Raw genomic sequence first — 16,584 nt, 5'->3', positions numbered from 1 at the left:
AACCAGTACGATGATTATTTTCACCCTAACCCTGTATTACACCATTGCTATAGCCCTAACTTAGGGGTATCTCACCCTACCTACCAAGTTGTCAGGGTCTAGGTGTCCACTACTGCGATGGGGGGACGGAGTTCCAAAGCAAGCTCTATAGCTTCTGGATTGCACTCTGAAACGTAAACGTGTTTACCTGACTTGGTAGCAAGTAACCAACCCTTTTTAATGAACTGGCTTCCCCTCCATTTACTAATGCCCTTACGCTTGCAATAGGCTGTAAGGGTTTGTTTTACGGAAATACTGCTACCTTCAGCAAACTCTCTAGCACCATAGGTAAAAACGCTATGGGGTGAAGTGTTGAAAGGTTTTGACTTAGCCATAGTATTGCTAACAAAAATCTTGGTCAGGTCTAACATTATAGTCCAAATAATTTGACCCAAGTGTTTAGTAAAAGACGTGTAGTTATAGCGTTTACATTTACACAACCATACCCACCATATAACACTACCTAAACTCTAGGTCTGGACATAGTGAAGCATCACTAAAGATAGAGACTGTAAACCTAAAGTAAACAATTGAACGTGTAATTATGGACAACATTGATAAACAACTTCAAGCCCAACTTAAAAGCCTTGGTGTGGAGGGTGTAGACCTTGAAGAACTTAAGCAAAAGATGTTGGCTACTCACATCAGTGACCTTATCAAAGTTTTAGCCTGTGCGGGTCTTATTGACCCAGAGGACTTAGAGGAAGATTACACCATTGGTTTTGAGGGTGGATGTGTGGCAGGCAACCACTATCGTTGGGTGATTGAATTGAACCCTTTGCCCCCGGTAGACCCTAATCTGAATTAGACCTAGCAAATGGGCTAACATAGGACTACCGCTAGGGTGTAACAGTAGGTGAAAAGTATGGGCGATGACGGGCTCGAACCGCCGACATCCTGCTTGTAAGGCAGGCGCTCTACCAACTGAGCTAATCGCCCTTTACTCATGCTTAACCACTATATCATAGGTTATCGTTTTGTTCGATCGCCGTCGGAAAAAATTTTTTCCCAGTTGCCCATTCTCTTTTTCCCTTTGCCATGCCCGCCGGTAAAATCCATGACCGCATTACCCTGGGAGCCACCCCTGCAGTTATGGCCATCACATTTATTGGCACTGGTAGTGTCAGATTAACTCTGCTAATGGCGATCGCCTTTGGATTTAGCGGGTTGATGTTTGGCCCGGATCTGGACATCCATTCCTGTCAATATAAACGGTGGGGCTGGCTGAGATGGGTCTGGCTTCCCTACCGCCACTTCATTCCCCATCGATCGCCCCTTTCCCACGGCTTTTTGATTGGCACGATTTTGCGCCTATTGTATCTAGGCAGTTGGCTAATACTGGCTTCAGTGGGTATGGGGACGGTGTTGATATTGTTGCAAAAGCTTAATTTGCAGGGGATTGACTGGATAATCCTGAGGCAATGGCTGGAGCAACACCGTTGGGAGCTGCTAACAGTTTTTATTGGCTTGGAGGCAGGGGCCATGGCCCATAGTGTGAGCGATTGGGGCGGTAGTTGGCTCAAAAAAAAGCTAAAGCCACAGCAAAAAAAACGCCCTAGCCAGGGGAAGTCTAAATCTCGCCGGCGTTCCTAATAGGTCGAATTAATTAGCCAAACCTAGGCTAGTTGCCAACAGGTTTCCCTCGTTAAACGGATTTGGGCCAGGGTAAAAATCACTGGAATAATACGCCCATAATTAGTGGCGATCGCCCGCCAGCCCAGATCCGCTAGGAATAATCCCCACAGAGCCGGTCCCAACACCGAAAAAATTGTCCGCACTGCCCCGTAACGGGCCGTTCCCATCAGCACTCCCTGTTTAGCGGTTTGGAGGGCCAACTGATTTTGTAACTGACTGGCGGTATTTAGTCCCCCCTTCACCAGCAAAGACTTAGCCACTTGATATTGGGCAATGTGTACGGTCATCTGCTGTAAGATGCGCCCCAACAGTAGGGGTCTGAGCACCGAACTAACGGCGATCGCCCCACCTCCCTTGAGGATGACATTGACGGGATTGTGTTGAATTTGCAGGGGCAGGGGTTCCGGTAAAGGGGAATTAATCAGGGACTGTTGGATTTTACGAGTCAAATTATTCTGTTCCGCCGAGGGCAATTTTTGCCAAGCTTGGTTGACCAAGTGGAGAAAAATATCCGTTTCCAAATCCAGGGTAGTCATCTGTTGGGCGTAGGGCACTTTGAGGAATTGACAAACCCGAATGAGAGTGTCCCGGTAGCTAAATTGCTTGGCCTTGCCCCGTAAAACCGTTAGGCCATCGGCGGCTAAATAGCGGAATCTTTCCTCCAGGGAACTTTCCCAGAGGGGACGATCCAAACTTTGCACCTCCACCGGCAGGGGGGTTTGCAGATAATCCAAAGGATTAAATTTTCTACAAAAGAGAATTTGCGTTAGTTGAGTCAGTTCATCCTCCGTCGCCAACTCTAACGCTGAGCGCAGTTCGTCCAAGACCGTTTCCTCCACCAGTGGGGCTCTGCTAATTTCCCCATTCTAGGACAGGGGCCGAAAACTTGTGCGGCCCTCCGGCAACATTAACCCCGTTGTAACAGCCAAAAGAAAATCCCCTCAAATCGTCTCAGAGCCTGCTTTAAAAGCCCCCCTGACCCCCCAAATTTAGGGGGTGACTGAAAATCCTCTAGTATTGCCGGAGCTTTAGTGAGGAGATTTAGGGGGCAGAATAAAACTTTCCAAACACCTTCTCAGGGGATTCACAAAACTTTTTAAGAACCATTCAACGGCGTAGGTTCATCGTTTGTATAGGTCTAAACCTTTTTGGGGGAAAGGAACATCATCATATTGCGTCCTTCCCGTTTGGGAGCCTGCTGGATATCGGCTTCGGTGGCCAGGTCCGTTGCCATGCGGTCCAGTAATTCCTTCGCTAGGTGGGCGTGCTGAATTTCCCGCCCCCGGAAGTTCACCGTTGCCTTGACTTTATCCCCAGCTTTGAGGAAGCGTTTGGCCTGATTGATGCGCACTTGATAGTCGTGTTCATCGATTTTGTACCGCATTTTTACTTCCTTAACGTCGGCGGTATGTTGTTTTTTCTTGGCCTCCCGGGCTTTTTTCTCCTGCTCAAATTTATATTTGCCATAGTCCATGATGCGGCACACCGGCGGATCGGCGGTCTCACTCACTAACACAAGGTCGAGCCCCCGCTCGTCGGCGATTTCCATGGCTTCATTGGGGGTAATGATCCCCAATTGGGCACCGTCACTGTCAATGACTCGTATTTCTGGGAAACGTATTCTTTCGTTAATTTGAGGTAAGTCGCGTTGGGGTCTTCTTTTATCGGCCACAGGTGTTTTTTGTTGAAGTTTGTAGGTAATGTTGGGTTTACAAGCGAAAATGCTGACTTTGCCATTTTACCGATTCTCTCGGATTTTCGGCCTGCAATTTACTCGCTTCCCCCTAGGGTACTCTGGCTTTGGGAAAGGGTAAATGGGGTTATCCGGCCTGTATTTTAGCTTCCCATGGCTAGCCAATGGCGATCGTAAAGATATTTAACGTAATGGTGTGGGGCCATAGAATGAAGGCAATCAATTAGACAAATTTGGCAAGGCAGATGGTTGCGCTCTCCTCCAATGGATACTTTTCCCCCGACGATTACTTAGAGCTGGAAAGCCGCAGTGACGTTAAGCATGAATACATCGATGGCCAGATTTACGCCATGGCCGGCACTGGTGGAATTCACAACATCATCAGCGGCAATTTTTACATGGCCCTTCGTAGTCGCCTCCAAAATTCTGGCTGTCGTGTCTACTTTGCTGATTTGAAGGTGAAACTAAAGGAAGGAAGACGGTTTTATTATCCTGACCTGTTGGTAACTTGTGATGAAAGAGATGCTCCGAGCCGGGCATTTGTTAATTTTCCCAGGGTGATTATTGAGGTTTTGTCGGAATCCACAGAAGGCTTTGACCGGGGCAAAAAGTTTCAGGATTACCGCACTCTGCCCAGTTTATGGGCGTATATTTTGGTCAATGCCCAGCAGTATTTGGTGGAGTGTTTTCAGCGGACTCCTCAGGATTTTTGGTTGCTGAAGTCCTATGAGGGTCTAGAGGCGATCGCCGACATTGAAGCCCTTAATTTAGCCATTCCTTTGGCGGAAATTTATGCCACCCTAGATCTGCCGGCATTGGTGGATGAAGTTGGCATGGAGACTGATTTAACGTAAATATTGTCCTGATGACAAAAATTTTTGCTGATTCTTCTATTAATCCCCTCAGTGTGGCCCCGATGATGGACCATACTGATCGCCATTTTCGCTATTTTCTACGGCAGTTAACCCGCCACACCCTGCTGTACACGGAAATGATTACGGCCCAGGCCATCCTCCACGGCGATCGCCAGAGGTTATTAAATTTTAGCCCGGAGGAAAAACCCGTAGCGTTGCAATTGGGAGGCGATGATCCCCAACTCCTAGCGGAATGTGCCCGCATTGGCCAGGATTGGGGCTATGACGAAATTAACTTGAATGTGGGCTGTCCCAGTGATCGGGTGCAGAGCGGCAATTTTGGGGCTTGCCTCATGGCACAACCGGATTTGGTAGCCCAATGTGTGAGTGCAATGCAAAGGGCAGTGGAAATTCCCGTCACCGTTAAACATCGTATTGGCATTGATCATCGGGACAGTTATGAAGATTTAGTGCATTTTGTAGAAATCGTGGCAAACGCTGGCTGTCAAAGATTCACTGTCCATGCCCGTAAAGCCTGGCTCCAGGGGCTTAGTCCCAAGGAAAACCGAACCATTCCCCCCCTACGTTACGAAGATGTTTATCAATTAAAAAAGGATTTTCCCCAGTTGTTGATCGAAATTAATGGCGGTATCACCCAAATTGAGCAAATTCAACAGCATCTTAGCCATGTGGACGCAGTGATGGTGGGCCGAGCCGCCTACGAAAATCCCTACCTTTTCGCCACCGTAGACCGGGACATTTACCACAAAACCAATTTAGTCCCCAGCCGAGCGGAAATTATTGAAATTATGTTGCCCTATGTGGAAGAGCGTTTGCGTCACGGCGATCGCCTTAATCAAATTACCAGGCATTTATTGAGTTTGTTCAATGGTCAACCCAGGGCTAAATTTTGGCGTCGCACCCTGAGCGATTCCCGTCTATTGGCTTCTGCAGGGCCGGAACTATTACAAACAGCCCTCCAAGCCCAAAAATTCCCAGGGGTATTGGTAGCATAGGGAACAAATCTTAGCCCTTTCCGTTCCCGTACCAGGGAAAATAACCTGTATGATGAAATGTTAATTTAACTTAACAAGCTTTGTTGAAGGTCTTGTTTGCCCAATAGCCTTTATCGTGTACGAGGACTGAAGACTTTGTCTAAGCGCTATTTATTTACTTCCGAGTCGGTGACAGAAGGCCATCCTGATAAGGTGTGTGACCAGATTTCCGATACCATCCTTGATGCCCTCCTAACCCTGGACCCCAACAGTCGAGTAGCGGCGGAAACCGTAGTCAACACAGGCTTGACCCTAGTGACGGGGGAAATTACTTCCCAAGCCCACATTAATTTTGTCGAATTGATCCGCCAGAAAATTGCTGAAATTGGCTACACCAACGCCGATAATGGCTACTCCGCTAACAGTTGTGCCGTCATGCTGGCGATCGACGAACAGTCCCCCGACATTTCCCAAGGTGTAACCGCCGCCCAGGAACAGCGCCATGCCCTCAGCGACGACGAGTTAGACAAAATCGGTGCGGGCGATCAAGGGCTAATGTTTGGCTATGCCTGCAACGAAACCCCAGAATTGATGCCCCTACCCATTAGTTTGGCCCACCGCATTGCCCTGCGCCTATCGGAAGTACGTAAATCTGGCCAATTGAGCTATCTGCGCCCCGACGGTAAAACCCAGGTTTCCATCCTGTACGAAGATGGCCTGCCCGTAGCCGTAGACACCATCCTCATTTCCACTCAGCACGACGAGCACATTGGCGATATCACCGACAACGATGCGGTGCAGGCCAAAATTAAGGCCGATCTTTGGGACGTAGTGGTGGGTCATTGCTTCAGTGACATTGCCCTCAAACCCACTGATAAAACCCGCTTTATTGTTAATCCCACTGGCAAATTTGTTGTGGGGGGTCCCCAAGGGGATGCCGGTTTAACGGGACGGAAAATTATTGTGGACACCTATGGTGGTTATTCCCGCCATGGCGGTGGTGCCTTTTCCGGTAAGGATCCCACCAAGGTAGACCGCTCTGCGGCCTATGCCGCCCGCTATGTGGCCAAAAACATTGTTGCTGCCGGTTTAGCAGATAAATGCGAAGTACAGGTCAGCTACGCTATTGGGGTTGCTCGCCCAGTCAGCGTTTTAATCGATACCTTTGGCACCGGTAAGGTAGATGAAGAAAAACTGCTGGAAGTCGTATTGGCAAACTTTGAACTGCGCCCAGCCGGTATCATCCAATCCCTCAATTTGCGGAATTTGCCCGCCGAACGGGGGGGGAGATTTTATCAAGATGTGGCCGCCTATGGCCATTTTGGTCGCAATGACCTGGATTTGCCCTGGGAATACACCGACAAAGTGGATGTGTTGAAAGCAGCTTTTGCTTCTAGCCCCCAGGCCGTGGCCGTCTAGGGAAGCAGCAGGAAAAAGTACACTGCCTCAGGATGAGAGGGTATTTAGCCTGGGGCAGTATGGGGCAACTCAGGCTAAACTACAGTATGATATGAAATTCTTGTTGATATCATGAGTGTAGTTAGTCAAGTTATTTTGCAAGCCGACGATCAACTCCGCTACCCCACTAGCGGTGAACTCAAAGGGATCCAGGCGTTTTTAACCACCGGTGCCCAGCGTATTCGCATTGCGGAAACCCTAGCCGAAAATGAAAAAAAGATAGTCGATCAAGCCCAAAAACAACTGTTTAAGAAGCACCCTGAATACCGTGCTCCCGGAGGTAATGCCTACGGTCAGCGGCAATATAATCAGTGTTTGCGCGATTACGGTTGGTATTTGCGCCTGGTTACCTATGGCGTTTTAGCGGGCAACAAAGAACCCATTGAAACTACTGGTTTAATCGGTGTGAAGGAAATGTACAACTCCTTAAATGTGCCGGTGCCAGGGATGGTCGACGCGGTAACTGTACTGAAGGATGCGGCGTTGGGACTGTTGAGTGCAGAGGATGCCAATGAGACAGCTCCCTATTTTGATTACATCATTCAGTTTATGTCCTGATTGGTTTTGGCACGAAGATTAACGAAGATGGCGGTGGGTTTCTGTGGCCGACTATGCCTTCTTCGTTTTCTCTTCTTTGGCTGTTCTGATCACGATAATCCTCAGCCCTGGGGGGAGACTGTCCATGCCCTGGCTCAAATCCATTCCTTTTTTATCCCTTGCTTTGGTAATTGTTGCCTATGTGGCCTTTGGCTGGAGATTGGCCGAGGCCAGTGTGCCCTGGAGCACGATGTTCCACGAACACCTCAAGGGTTGGCAGATAGAGCTGGATCAAAGGACGATTCTGGCTTTAATCCATATTTTTACCCTGTTCATCATTACGTTGACCACTTTAGCTTTGACTACCCCCATTACCCTGATGACCTATGTGGTGGGCAATTGGGCTAAGTCAGAATTGCGGTCGATGGTGTCCATGGTGTTTTGGTGTTTTATTTTTGTCGTGGCCCTGCGGTGGTTTAATTATTTCACTTCATTTTTGTTGCTACTAGCGGCGGCTATTCTGGGTCGGATTGAGTTGCGTAATCTGGGTATGGGCCAGGGGCAAAGCTTGTTATTATTAGCCCTAATCTGTGGCTCGGCTTTTGCGGGGGGGGTTTACAGTTATTTTTCCTACTATCCGTTGCCTTCTCTTAACTGAAGCTTGCTTTGCAATCCCTTTAATATTGTGGGAGCTTTTATTTAGTGAGAGGTTCTGGCTGGGAAACTAAAACTTTGCCAACAGGCCCTCGCGTTATCATCGGCATTGGATTGCAGAAAGTCCGGCTCCCCCAGCTTAATTTTGTTGTTATTGGGAATTTTCCCCTTTTCTATGGCTTCCACCAAAAAGATTTTACAAAAGACCTTCATCATTGCTTCAGGGTTGGCTTTTCTAGGCATGATGACAGTACCGATGCTGACTGTGTTGAGGGGGAATGCTAACCAGACTGAGGTTCCATCCCAGGGGACACCGCAACAACCCACAGCGGCGGATCTGGAGCGCTTAAAGGAGGTCGCTGGGGGATACGAAAAAGTATTGCAACGGGAACCGGATAATCCCAACGCGTTGCAAGGCCTGGTGGAAGCTCGTTTACAAATGGGGGATTTGGCCGGGGCGATCGCCCCGATGGAGAAGTTGACGAAAATTTATCCGGAGGAAGAGGGGCTAAAACAGTTGCTGGAGGCCATTAAACTACAGGTTAAAAATCCCCAGTTACCCCCACCCCAAAACCCTTTGGCACCGACGGAACCCAATGACCAGGGCGGGGGGACCGGGGGGACGCCTATCCCTACCCAACCCTAGAAAGATCGCAGTTTGGTATTATCGTTTTTTGCTCCTCTCACCGTGAGCTTCAGGAAGTTTTTGTCCCCTGGGCTGACTTTGCCTGGCTTTGCTTAAATCTATGACCCAATTGCACGAAGCCTTTACTATTTTTTTGAGCTTGCTGGTGGAGGCCATCCCCTTCCTCACCTTTGGGGTAGTGCTCTCCAGTGCCCTATTAGTCTTCAGCGATGAAAAAAAGCTAATCGCCTATATTCCCCGTAATCCTTTCCTCGGGGCGATCGCCGGTAGCTTGGTGGGGTTTATGTTTCCGGTGTGTGAGTGTGGCAATGTGCCCGTGGCCAGAAGATTTTTGATGCAGGGTTTGCCCCCTTCGGTAGCAGTGGCATTTTTGTTGGCTGCTCCCACCATTAATCCCATTGTGATTTGGTCCACCTGGGTGGCTTTTCGGGATCAACCAGGCATGGTGGTGGCCCGGGTGGTGTGTTCCTTAATCATTACCGTTATTATCAGCTGGGTGTTTAGTCGTCAGTTGGACGCAGTGCCTCTGCTTAAACCTGCTTTGGGTCGTAGATTGGCCTACCTCACCCGTCCGGAAGAATCCCCCACGGCGATCGCCTGTGAATCCCCCCTTTTGCAATCGGGCACCTTTCTCTTGGGAAGTGGTAACAGCGGTCAACTGCTGAAATTAGACGAGCAAGCGGTGGAAACCCTCCTACCCCCCATTGCCCCCAGCCGTTGGGAAATGTTCACCGACAATATTGTGCAGGAATTACGGGAATTGGGCGGCATGCTAATTTTGGGCAGTTTAATCGCCGCCGTCATCCAAGTTTTCATTCCCAGGGAATGGATTTTACTGTTGGGACAAGGCACCATTAGCTCCATTTTGGCCATGATGTTGCTATCGGTGGTGGTATCGGTCTGTTCCACAGTGGACTCATTTTTTGCCCTCTCCTTTGTTTCCACCTTCACTAGTAGCTCCCTGTTAGCATTTTTAGTCTTTGGCCCCATGATTGATGTCAAAAGCATCGGGCTATTGCTTTCCGTTTTCCAACGGCGCATTGTTATCTATCTGCTCCTCCTGGCAGGCCAGTTAACCTTTCTGCTCAGTTTGGCCCATAGTTATCTGTTTTAGATCTGATTTGAATCTGGAATGATTTGCCCCCCAACGTCTTTGGTTGTCGATAACTTTCCCTTTTCGTGGCGGAAAGGAGCCCTCCGGCAAACGTGATATAGTAAGAGATTGCAACGAAATTCATCGCCTAATACTTTACAGCCTAGGTTTTTTCCACAGAGACTATGTCCTTAACCCAAATCCGTAAACAAGAATTGATGACCGAGTATCAAGCCCACGAGACTGATACTGGGTCCGCTGATCTGCAAGTGGCCTTCTTGACAGAAAGAATTACCCAGCTCACAGGGCACCTCAAAGCTAACCCCAAAGACCACGCTTCCCGTCGGGGCCTGCTCAAAATGATTGGTCGTCGTAAGCGTCTATTAAGCTTCATCAATGCCCGGGAACCAGAACGTTACCAAGCCCTGATCAAACGCCTCGGTATCCGTCGTTAAGTTTTTGCATTTTTCCCATGGCTGACCCCACCAATCGAGACCGTCTTCCTTTTGAGCGGAAATCAAAAAAGAAAAAGGTTGAAAAAAAGCCCCCTGCAGTGGTGGCTCCGAGCACTAAAACCAGCGGAGCCAAAGATAAAAAAGCCCGTCGTTCAGCAGACAGTGGCATTCCCGCCGTGGTGAGCCAACGGATGGTCAAACGCATGGCCCTGTTCTCCGGCATTCCCACTGGGCTGGGCATGTTATCCTTTGTGCTTTTTTATCTTGTTGTGAGCCGGGACTGGTTTGAGATTCCCACCTATGTGGTGTTTTCGGTGAGTCTGCTCTTTTTTGGTCTAGGGGTGGTGGGCCTAAGCTATGGCATTTTTTCCACCTCCTGGGAAGATGAGCCTGGCAGTGTCTGGGGCTGGCCGGAATTTCGCCTCAACCTCAGTCGTACCATCGCTGTCTGGCGCAACGCCCAACAAACGGCCCAGGACAATGGCGATCGTTGAACAAAACTCAGAATTTGTAAATTTTCGTTAACAAAGTTAACAATTGGTCAATAATAATTGCCCAGTCCTGTTGGCCAAAATAATTTCGTTAAAATTAGCATTAGCATCGGCTTTTCGAGTCCGCATTTACTGTCAGACCTTATAGCTAAGCTTTTAACCCTCCCTGTCCCAACCTATCGAATAGAGGAAGTTTGTCATGATCGTCGTCATGAAAGTCGGCACCCCAGAAATAGAAATTGAGCGCATTGGTAAGGAGTTTGCCGAACGGGGCCTAACCCCCGAAAAGATTGTCGGTAAGCATAAAGTTGTGATGGGGTTGGTGGGGGAAACAGCCGGACTTGATCCTTTGCAAATCCAAGAGGTTAGCCCCTGGATTGAAGATGTATTACGGGTGGAACAACCTTTTAAACGGGCTAGTTTGACTTTTCGCCATGGGGAATACAGTGAAGTAATCGTTTCTACCCCCGCTGGCCCCGTGGCGATCGGCAAAAACCATCCGGTGGCTGTGGTAGCAGGCCCCTGTTCGGTGGAAAACGAAACCATGATTGTGGAAACGGCCCGTCGAGTTAAGGCGGCCGGGGCCCAGTTTTTACGGGGCGGTGCCTTCAAACCCCGTACCTCTCCCTACGCTTTCCAAGGCCATGGGGAAAGTGCTCTAGGTCTGTTGGCAGCAGCTAAGGAAGCCACTGGTTTGGGCATTATCACCGAAGTGATGGATGCGGCGGATTTGGAAATCATTGCGGAAGTGGCGGATGTAATCCAAGTGGGTGCCCGCAATATGCAGAATTTCTCCATGCTGAAAAAGGTAGGGGCCCAAGATAAGCCAGTGCTGTTAAAGCGGGGCATGGCGGCCACCATTGATGAATGGTTAATGGCGGCAGAATACATTCTCGCGGCGGGTAATCCCAACGTGATTCTTTGTGAGCGGGGCATTCGTACCTTTGATGGCCATTACACCCGCAATTGCCTTGATTTGTCGGTGTTGCCTGTCCTGCGCTCCCTTACGCACCTGCCCATTATGATCGACCCCAGCCACGGCACCGGTAAATCTGAGTATGTGCCCTCCATGGCCATGGCGGCGATCGCCGCGGGGACAGACTCCTTGATGATTGAAGTGCATCCCAACCCGGCTAAAGCTATGTCCGATGGGCCCCAATCTTTGACCCCCGACCGCTTCGACGAAACCATGAAGCAATTGGCGGTTATTGGGCAAACTGTAGGACGTTGGCCCAAAGTAGCGGCCCTGGCCTAGGAATTCGCGCTGTAAAACTAAAACAGATTAAACTAGGCCCGACGGAAAAACCAGCGGGCCTTTTTTTGTTGGATGGTGTGGACTATTGGGGTTGATCTTCCAGAAAAGCCTTCACATCTCCCAGGGGAGTAAGTACTAAGCGAATGGTTTCCATCCTGTCATCGGCGAGGGGAGAGACCAACGGTTCCCCCGGGGCAGGTTGGGGCAGGCGGGCCATGTAAATGCTAGCGGCTCGGCCCAGGGGCATAGTTCTCTTAACCGTCCCATTGGGATCGATTTGTAGACGATATTCCAACGTTTGGGTTTGATCTTCCGATGGTTGCCACTGCTCTTGATAGAACTTACGCACTTCCGCCACCTGGGGAATAGTGTCCAGTAAATTGGTGGAACGGGGTGGCACAGCACGGGGTCGAGGCGGCCTAAAACTAACGGGATTAGAATCAGGGGGCAGAGGAGGTAAATCGGGGGTGGTGGACAATATCTCGCCACCATAGGGTAGGGGTTGACCGTCGGGGCGGGGCAAAATAGCCAAGGCACCGGGGTAAGACGGCTCTGGCGGCGGTATCAGGGGTTGTAGATTAGTGGGATCAGGAATGGCAATATAGGTTTCCCCTGGGGCTCCTGGAGCTTGTAAATCAGGGGGACGCACCCTTTCTGGCGGTACCACTAGGGGAATATTAGGATTACGGGGAGGGGGAGCAGCAGCTAGCACGGCACTGGGGGAAGGAAGAGGGTCCCGTAAAGCTAGGATTGGGGCCAATTGAGGGGAGGGGGTATCGCCCCTCGGTGGTGGTGGCACCATAGAGCTAACTTCCTCAAACTGAAATTGGTTGGGCATTGGCAGTTGAAAATTATTCTGCACCGCCACTTCGGGTTGGGGTTGGCGCATCCACAGGGCCGCTATGGCGATCGCCGCCACACTACCGGCTGCTACTATTCCGGCTAAGACCAATGCTTTAGGCGACTGTTCTCTGGCCATGAGCACTGGCATCCGGCTCGGCTCTAAATCCTGGAGGCGGAAACCTTCCAAGGCCAGCATCAGATCGTACAACTGGGAAGTATTGAGGGCAATGGGAGCCCCCATCCCCAAAAGTTCATGGCTCCATAATCCCTGGGGTCGTAGGCAAAAAGAAGGTTCACCGTCCGCATTAAATACTGGTTCCGGATAGGTGCTTGGTTCCAAGGAATCACAGGGGTTAAGCCGTTGCTGGAGATAGGTTTCCACCGCTAAAGCGAGGGCTTCCAACTCCTCCGGTCTGCCAGACAAAGTTAATTGTTCTACTTCTGGCAAACGGGGATCGTCAAAATGGAGCGCAAAACGATAATCCGCCGGCAAAGTTTGGGGAGGTCTTTGCCATACCCGTCGAGTTTGCCACAACTCTAAAGTACAGGTGGGAGGGGTATAACGCCTCAGTTGTACATCCTTCACCAGCTTCATTGGAAAATACTCCCGGTCAACGGACTCACTTCTATTCAGGGTACCTTGAAAATTATGGGATTAGAGGGCTTGAGCACCGCTCCAGTAATTGACTGTTTTTTTCTAGGCATTGGCATAATAGCCCCGGGGAGTAATCAAATAATCTTGATAATTGTAGGTGTTACTGTTGCCAATCAGCACCACTGTCAACATATCAATGGGAAAGTTCAGCATTTCCGCCAACGTGGTACGCACAATGGTTTCATCTTGGCGATAAACGGAACGCACTAGGGCCACCGGAGTGGTTGGCGATCGCCATTGTAGGAAAATAGCTTGGGCCTGTTCAATCAACTCGGTGCGCTTTTGAGATTTGGGATTATACAGAGCGGTGACAAAATCCGCCTGGGCCGCCGCCGTTAACCGTTGCAGAATTTTTTCTTTGGGGGTAAGCAAATCGCTGAGGCTAATGGCGCAAAAGTCGTGCATCAGGGGAGCACCCACCCGGGCCGCCGCTGCTTGAAAGGCACTAATGCCAGGAAAAACTTCCACTGAGGGGGTTTGCCCATCCCAATTTAATTTCTCCAGTTCCTCCAGCACTAGCCCAGCCATGCCGTAAATGCCACAATCCCCGGAGGATAGCACCGCCACGGTTAAACCCCATTGGGCTAACTCAATGGCTCGCTGACACCGTTGCCGCTCCTGGGTGAGGGGGAACGTTTCACAAATTTGTCCGGGTCGTCGCAGAGGATCAATCAAATCCAAATAAAGCCCGTAGCCAATGAGCACGTCTGCTTCTCTAATAGCCGTTCGGGCCGCTGGGGAAATTTGGCTTAATTCCCCGGGCCCGGTGCCCACTAACCATAACTGTCCCGGTTTACCGATGTATTCCCTTTCTCCCTTGGCGATCGCCACGGTTACTGCTTGCTGATCCTGTTTGACAATGACCTTTTCGACAATTAGTTTTCCCCCTTGGCCATAAACCTGGGCCGCCGTTAATGCCGCCGCTTCCGCCACACTGGGGGTACCCACTTCTTGAAGAACCACCTCGGATGGATTAGGGACAGCCTGGGCCGCCAACCGTTCTGGGGGAAAAGTGAAAAAGGGCAAATCGTATTTTTGGGCCAATTGTTGCATTCCCACTTCATCGGCTTTTAAATGCACACTGGCCAGGCCGGCGATCGCCAAAGGGCTTAAATTTTCCCGTTCTAAAACTTCTAACAAAGCCCGTTCTAACAAAGCTAAATCCGTACCCCGCACACAGCCAACGCCAATCCATAACAGTCGGGGATGCCATGGGGCCATGGGTTTATTCAGTTTTTCCAAATTACTTTCTTGAACGGTGATTAATAAGGTTGCCGTCGTCTCCTTAGTTCCAGAAAAAGTAAAACCATGGCCTGGGGGTAAATGATTTTGCCAAAGAGTTGATCCCGCCGTTTGTGTTACTCCTACTAATTTTTGACAAGCCAAGGCAGAACTTACCGCTGTCCAATCTCCTTTTCCTTTGCGCCAACCAAAGGGAATACCTAAACAATCCATCGCTATTTGCCCTACGCCATTGGCCCCGCCAGTGAGAATTGCTTTTCCCTGCAACTGTTCCGCCACTATCTGCGCCAGGCGATTGCCTCCCCCTTGGTGGCCGCTGAGTAAACTAATCACCGATTGACCCGTGGCATCCACCACCAGCACAGCGGGATCTGTCTGTTTACTATGCAATAACGGGGCAATTAAACGGACTACGGCCCCCGTAGCTAAACTAAAAATAAAGGCTTGATGGTTATTCCATCTTTCCTCCAGAGCCGTTGCTAGGGAATTGCTGTAGGTTTCCACTAGGGAATTTTTACCAAGCTCTAATTCCTGAGCCAAGGATTCCGATAGGAGCAATTTTCCCGTCAACGTTTCCACCACGGGCAAAAGCAATTTAACGGCTTGGGGAGTGACGGCGATCGCCGTGAGGGGATGAAAAGTTTTCAAGAATTTCTAATTAATGTATTTAAAGGAAGTGTTTTGATAAATGGACTATTTTTAGTTTCTATCGTAAACGGATAAAACAACGTCCACCCTCATTTATAAGTTCTAGCACTGATATTGATTTAATAAAAGCTTTATAGTTACTAGGACGACTAGCATTCTTAAGAGCTTTAGTGATTGGAATATTGTACTTTCCAGCAAATTTGGAGGCAGCACAACCTATTTCAATTTTTTTATTTTTATTGTTTTTAATCTCTTCTTTTATGATTTTAACAAACTTGTTTTCCAAAGACTCTTGACTATTTTGAGTGATGGATTCAGCAGATTCTTTGTTAAAATTAAACAATGCAATAAAAATATCTTTAGATTCCGGTGGATCATGGACAACGAAGTAATTTTTATATTCCAAAAATATAAATTTTGCTGTTTTCCCGGGAAAATGATGCTTAACAACATCGTTAAGACTTAATCCAAATTTACGATAAAATATAGTTGAAACCTGACTTAGTGTAACCCATTGCTGTTGTGATGCCTGATTTGTCACTTCACGAATAATAGATTTTATTTCTTCGATTAATATTTTTAGATCGATAATTTTTTCATTGGAAGATTCACTAGAAATAATGGGATATGACAAAACTTCATTCGTTTCAGGATTTTTAATACATAAACTATTGATTTGTCGGAAAACCTGATAGACCACAATATTTTTTTGAGACAAAAAACTGCATAGAATTTCAAGGTCTTTATCTGAAGAACAAACAAAAATCTCTTTTATATCAGGATAATTTAGGCAAATAAAAGATCCTATATTTGTCATTCTTTGATCTGCGTTATTTTTACCTGAAGGTACATGAAATAGTTCATATCCTCTTTTGTGCAACTCTTCATCTTTATTGCCTAATTTTTTCCAATTACCAAAGGCTAAGTAGTGTTTTAAAGAATGCCTACTAAGTTTTTTGATTAAGTCTTCTTCGGTAACGTCGAGATAAATATTTTCGATGTCAATTAAAAGAACCGAAAATCCTAAAGTCTCAGATTTGCTATCTAAGTGTTTGCCATGTTCGCTTAATTTATTTTTTATGCATAAATCAACAATATCTTTATCACTTAAGCTAAATGGTACTAGAAATTTACGAAAAATGGATAAACTAGTATTCAGCAAAAAACTGTCTTCTTTATTACCATTTAAATTATTTAGATGATCAGAAAAATATTTTGTAATAATCTGCAATGTTTGCTCACTACCCCAATTATACTTTCTATATTTTTCAAGCAAGTATTCTGGATGAATTTTGATGATGTTTATTAAAATATTTGAAAAATACTTAGCCAAATCATTTGATTGATAAGACATTTTGGGAGAAAATATGAAAGTAATCTATGCAAAGATT

At 48.1% G+C, this 16,584-nt stretch carries 18 protein-coding genes and 1 tRNA gene; 12 read left to right on the top strand and 7 right to left on the bottom strand.

Annotated features, from left to right (window positions below; genetic code table 11):
- Positions 1-98: 98 nt before the first annotated feature.
- Positions 99-410 (bottom strand): hypothetical protein, encoded by a 312-nt coding sequence (locus tag BWK47_RS01710; RefSeq protein ID WP_162327329.1) that lies wholly within the window; start codon positions 408-410, stop codon positions 99-101.
- Between the two features lie 173 nt (positions 411-583).
- Here BWK47_RS01710 and BWK47_RS01705 point away from each other — a divergent pair, with 173 nt between their 5' ends.
- Positions 584-847, top strand: a complete 264-nt coding sequence (locus tag BWK47_RS01705; RefSeq protein WP_162327328.1) for a hypothetical protein — start codon at positions 584-586, stop codon at positions 845-847.
- Positions 848-905: 58 nt separating this feature from the next.
- Here BWK47_RS01705 and BWK47_RS01700 read toward each other — a convergent pair.
- Positions 906-978, bottom strand: a tRNA-Val gene (locus BWK47_RS01700).
- Between the two features lie 99 nt (positions 979-1,077).
- Here BWK47_RS01700 and BWK47_RS01695 point away from each other — a divergent pair.
- Positions 1,078-1,632 (top strand): metal-binding protein, encoded by a 555-nt coding sequence (locus BWK47_RS01695; protein ID WP_162327327.1) that lies wholly within the window; start codon positions 1,078-1,080, stop codon positions 1,630-1,632.
- A 23-nt stretch (positions 1,633-1,655) separates the two neighbouring features.
- Here the strand turns inward: BWK47_RS01695 and BWK47_RS01690 are convergent, their stop codons facing one another.
- Both BWK47_RS01690 and infC read right to left on the bottom strand, forming a co-directional pair.
- A complete protein-coding gene (locus BWK47_RS01690) occupies positions 1,656-2,513 on the bottom strand; it encodes a YaaW family protein (RefSeq protein ID WP_162327326.1) in 858 nt (285 codons plus the stop codon).
- Between the two features lie 299 nt (positions 2,514-2,812).
- A complete protein-coding gene (gene infC / locus BWK47_RS01685; RefSeq protein ID WP_010871520.1) occupies positions 2,813-3,346 on the bottom strand; it encodes a translation initiation factor IF-3 in 534 nt (177 codons plus the stop codon).
- Positions 3,347-3,612: 266 nt separating this feature from the next.
- On the opposite strand from infC, the gene BWK47_RS01680 reads away from it, so the two are divergent.
- The 10 genes from BWK47_RS01680 to aroF all read left to right on the top strand — a co-directional run bounded on the left by BWK47_RS01680 (position 3,613) and on the right by aroF (position 11,805).
- Positions 3,613-4,221 (top strand): Uma2 family endonuclease, encoded by a 609-nt coding sequence (locus BWK47_RS01680; RefSeq protein WP_162327325.1) that lies wholly within the window; start codon positions 3,613-3,615, stop codon positions 4,219-4,221.
- Between the two features lie 11 nt (positions 4,222-4,232).
- Positions 4,233-5,237 (top strand): tRNA dihydrouridine(20/20a) synthase DusA, encoded by a 1,005-nt coding sequence (gene dusA, locus BWK47_RS01675; RefSeq protein ID WP_162327324.1) that lies wholly within the window; start codon positions 4,233-4,235, stop codon positions 5,235-5,237.
- 135 nt (positions 5,238-5,372) lie between these two features.
- A complete protein-coding gene (gene metK / locus BWK47_RS01670) occupies positions 5,373-6,635 on the top strand; it encodes a methionine adenosyltransferase (RefSeq protein ID WP_162329574.1) in 1,263 nt (420 codons plus the stop codon).
- A gap of 111 nt (positions 6,636-6,746) precedes the next feature.
- Positions 6,747-7,232: an allophycocyanin subunit alpha-B gene (gene apcD / locus BWK47_RS01665; protein ID WP_010871516.1), complete on the top strand. Its 486-nt coding sequence runs from the start codon at positions 6,747-6,749 to the stop codon at positions 7,230-7,232.
- A 124-nt stretch (positions 7,233-7,356) separates the two neighbouring features.
- Positions 7,357-7,869, top strand: a complete 513-nt coding sequence (locus BWK47_RS01660; RefSeq protein WP_237269744.1) for a hypothetical protein — start codon at positions 7,357-7,359, stop codon at positions 7,867-7,869.
- 171 nt (positions 7,870-8,040) lie between these two features.
- Positions 8,041-8,511 (top strand): tetratricopeptide repeat protein, encoded by a 471-nt coding sequence (locus BWK47_RS01655; protein WP_162327322.1) that lies wholly within the window; start codon positions 8,041-8,043, stop codon positions 8,509-8,511.
- Positions 8,512-8,611: 100 nt separating this feature from the next.
- Positions 8,612-9,625, top strand: a complete 1,014-nt coding sequence (locus BWK47_RS01650) for a permease (RefSeq protein WP_162327321.1) — start codon at positions 8,612-8,614, stop codon at positions 9,623-9,625.
- 164 nt (positions 9,626-9,789) lie between these two features.
- Positions 9,790-10,059 carry a 30S ribosomal protein S15 gene (gene rpsO / locus BWK47_RS01645; RefSeq protein ID WP_010871512.1) on the top strand — a complete coding sequence of 90 codons (270 nt, stop codon included), beginning with the start codon at positions 9,790-9,792 and terminating at the stop codon, positions 10,057-10,059.
- Positions 10,060-10,076: 17 nt separating this feature from the next.
- Positions 10,077-10,553, top strand: a complete 477-nt coding sequence (locus tag BWK47_RS01640; protein ID WP_162327320.1) for a PAM68 family protein — start codon at positions 10,077-10,079, stop codon at positions 10,551-10,553.
- A gap of 196 nt (positions 10,554-10,749) precedes the next feature.
- Positions 10,750-11,805 carry a 3-deoxy-7-phosphoheptulonate synthase gene (gene aroF, locus BWK47_RS01635; protein WP_010871510.1) on the top strand — a complete coding sequence of 352 codons (1,056 nt, stop codon included), beginning with the start codon at positions 10,750-10,752 and terminating at the stop codon, positions 11,803-11,805.
- Between the two features lie 82 nt (positions 11,806-11,887).
- Here the strand turns inward: aroF and BWK47_RS01630 are convergent, their stop codons facing one another.
- The 3 genes from BWK47_RS01630 to BWK47_RS01620 all read right to left on the bottom strand — a co-directional run bounded on the left by BWK47_RS01630 (position 11,888) and on the right by BWK47_RS01620 (position 16,547).
- Positions 11,888-13,243, bottom strand: a complete 1,356-nt coding sequence (locus BWK47_RS01630; RefSeq protein ID WP_162327319.1) for a DUF4335 domain-containing protein — start codon at positions 13,241-13,243, stop codon at positions 11,888-11,890.
- A gap of 102 nt (positions 13,244-13,345) precedes the next feature.
- Positions 13,346-15,193, bottom strand: a complete 1,848-nt coding sequence (cobJ, locus tag BWK47_RS01625) for a precorrin-3B C(17)-methyltransferase (protein ID WP_162327318.1) — start codon at positions 15,191-15,193, stop codon at positions 13,346-13,348.
- 58 nt (positions 15,194-15,251) lie between these two features.
- The gene (locus BWK47_RS01620) at positions 15,252-16,547 is read right to left on the bottom strand and encodes an NYN domain-containing protein (RefSeq protein ID WP_162327317.1); all 1,296 of its coding nucleotides are present in this window, start codon (positions 16,545-16,547) and stop codon (positions 15,252-15,254) included.
- Between the last annotated feature and the right edge of the window lie 37 nt (positions 16,548-16,584).

The organism is Synechocystis sp. CACIAM 05 (assembly GCF_010222815.1).
GTDB lineage: Bacteria > Cyanobacteriota > Cyanobacteriia > Cyanobacteriales > Microcystaceae > Synechocystis.
The sequence above is the reverse complement of the archived record's forward strand: the minus strand, read 5'-3'. Positions and strand labels throughout refer to the sequence as shown.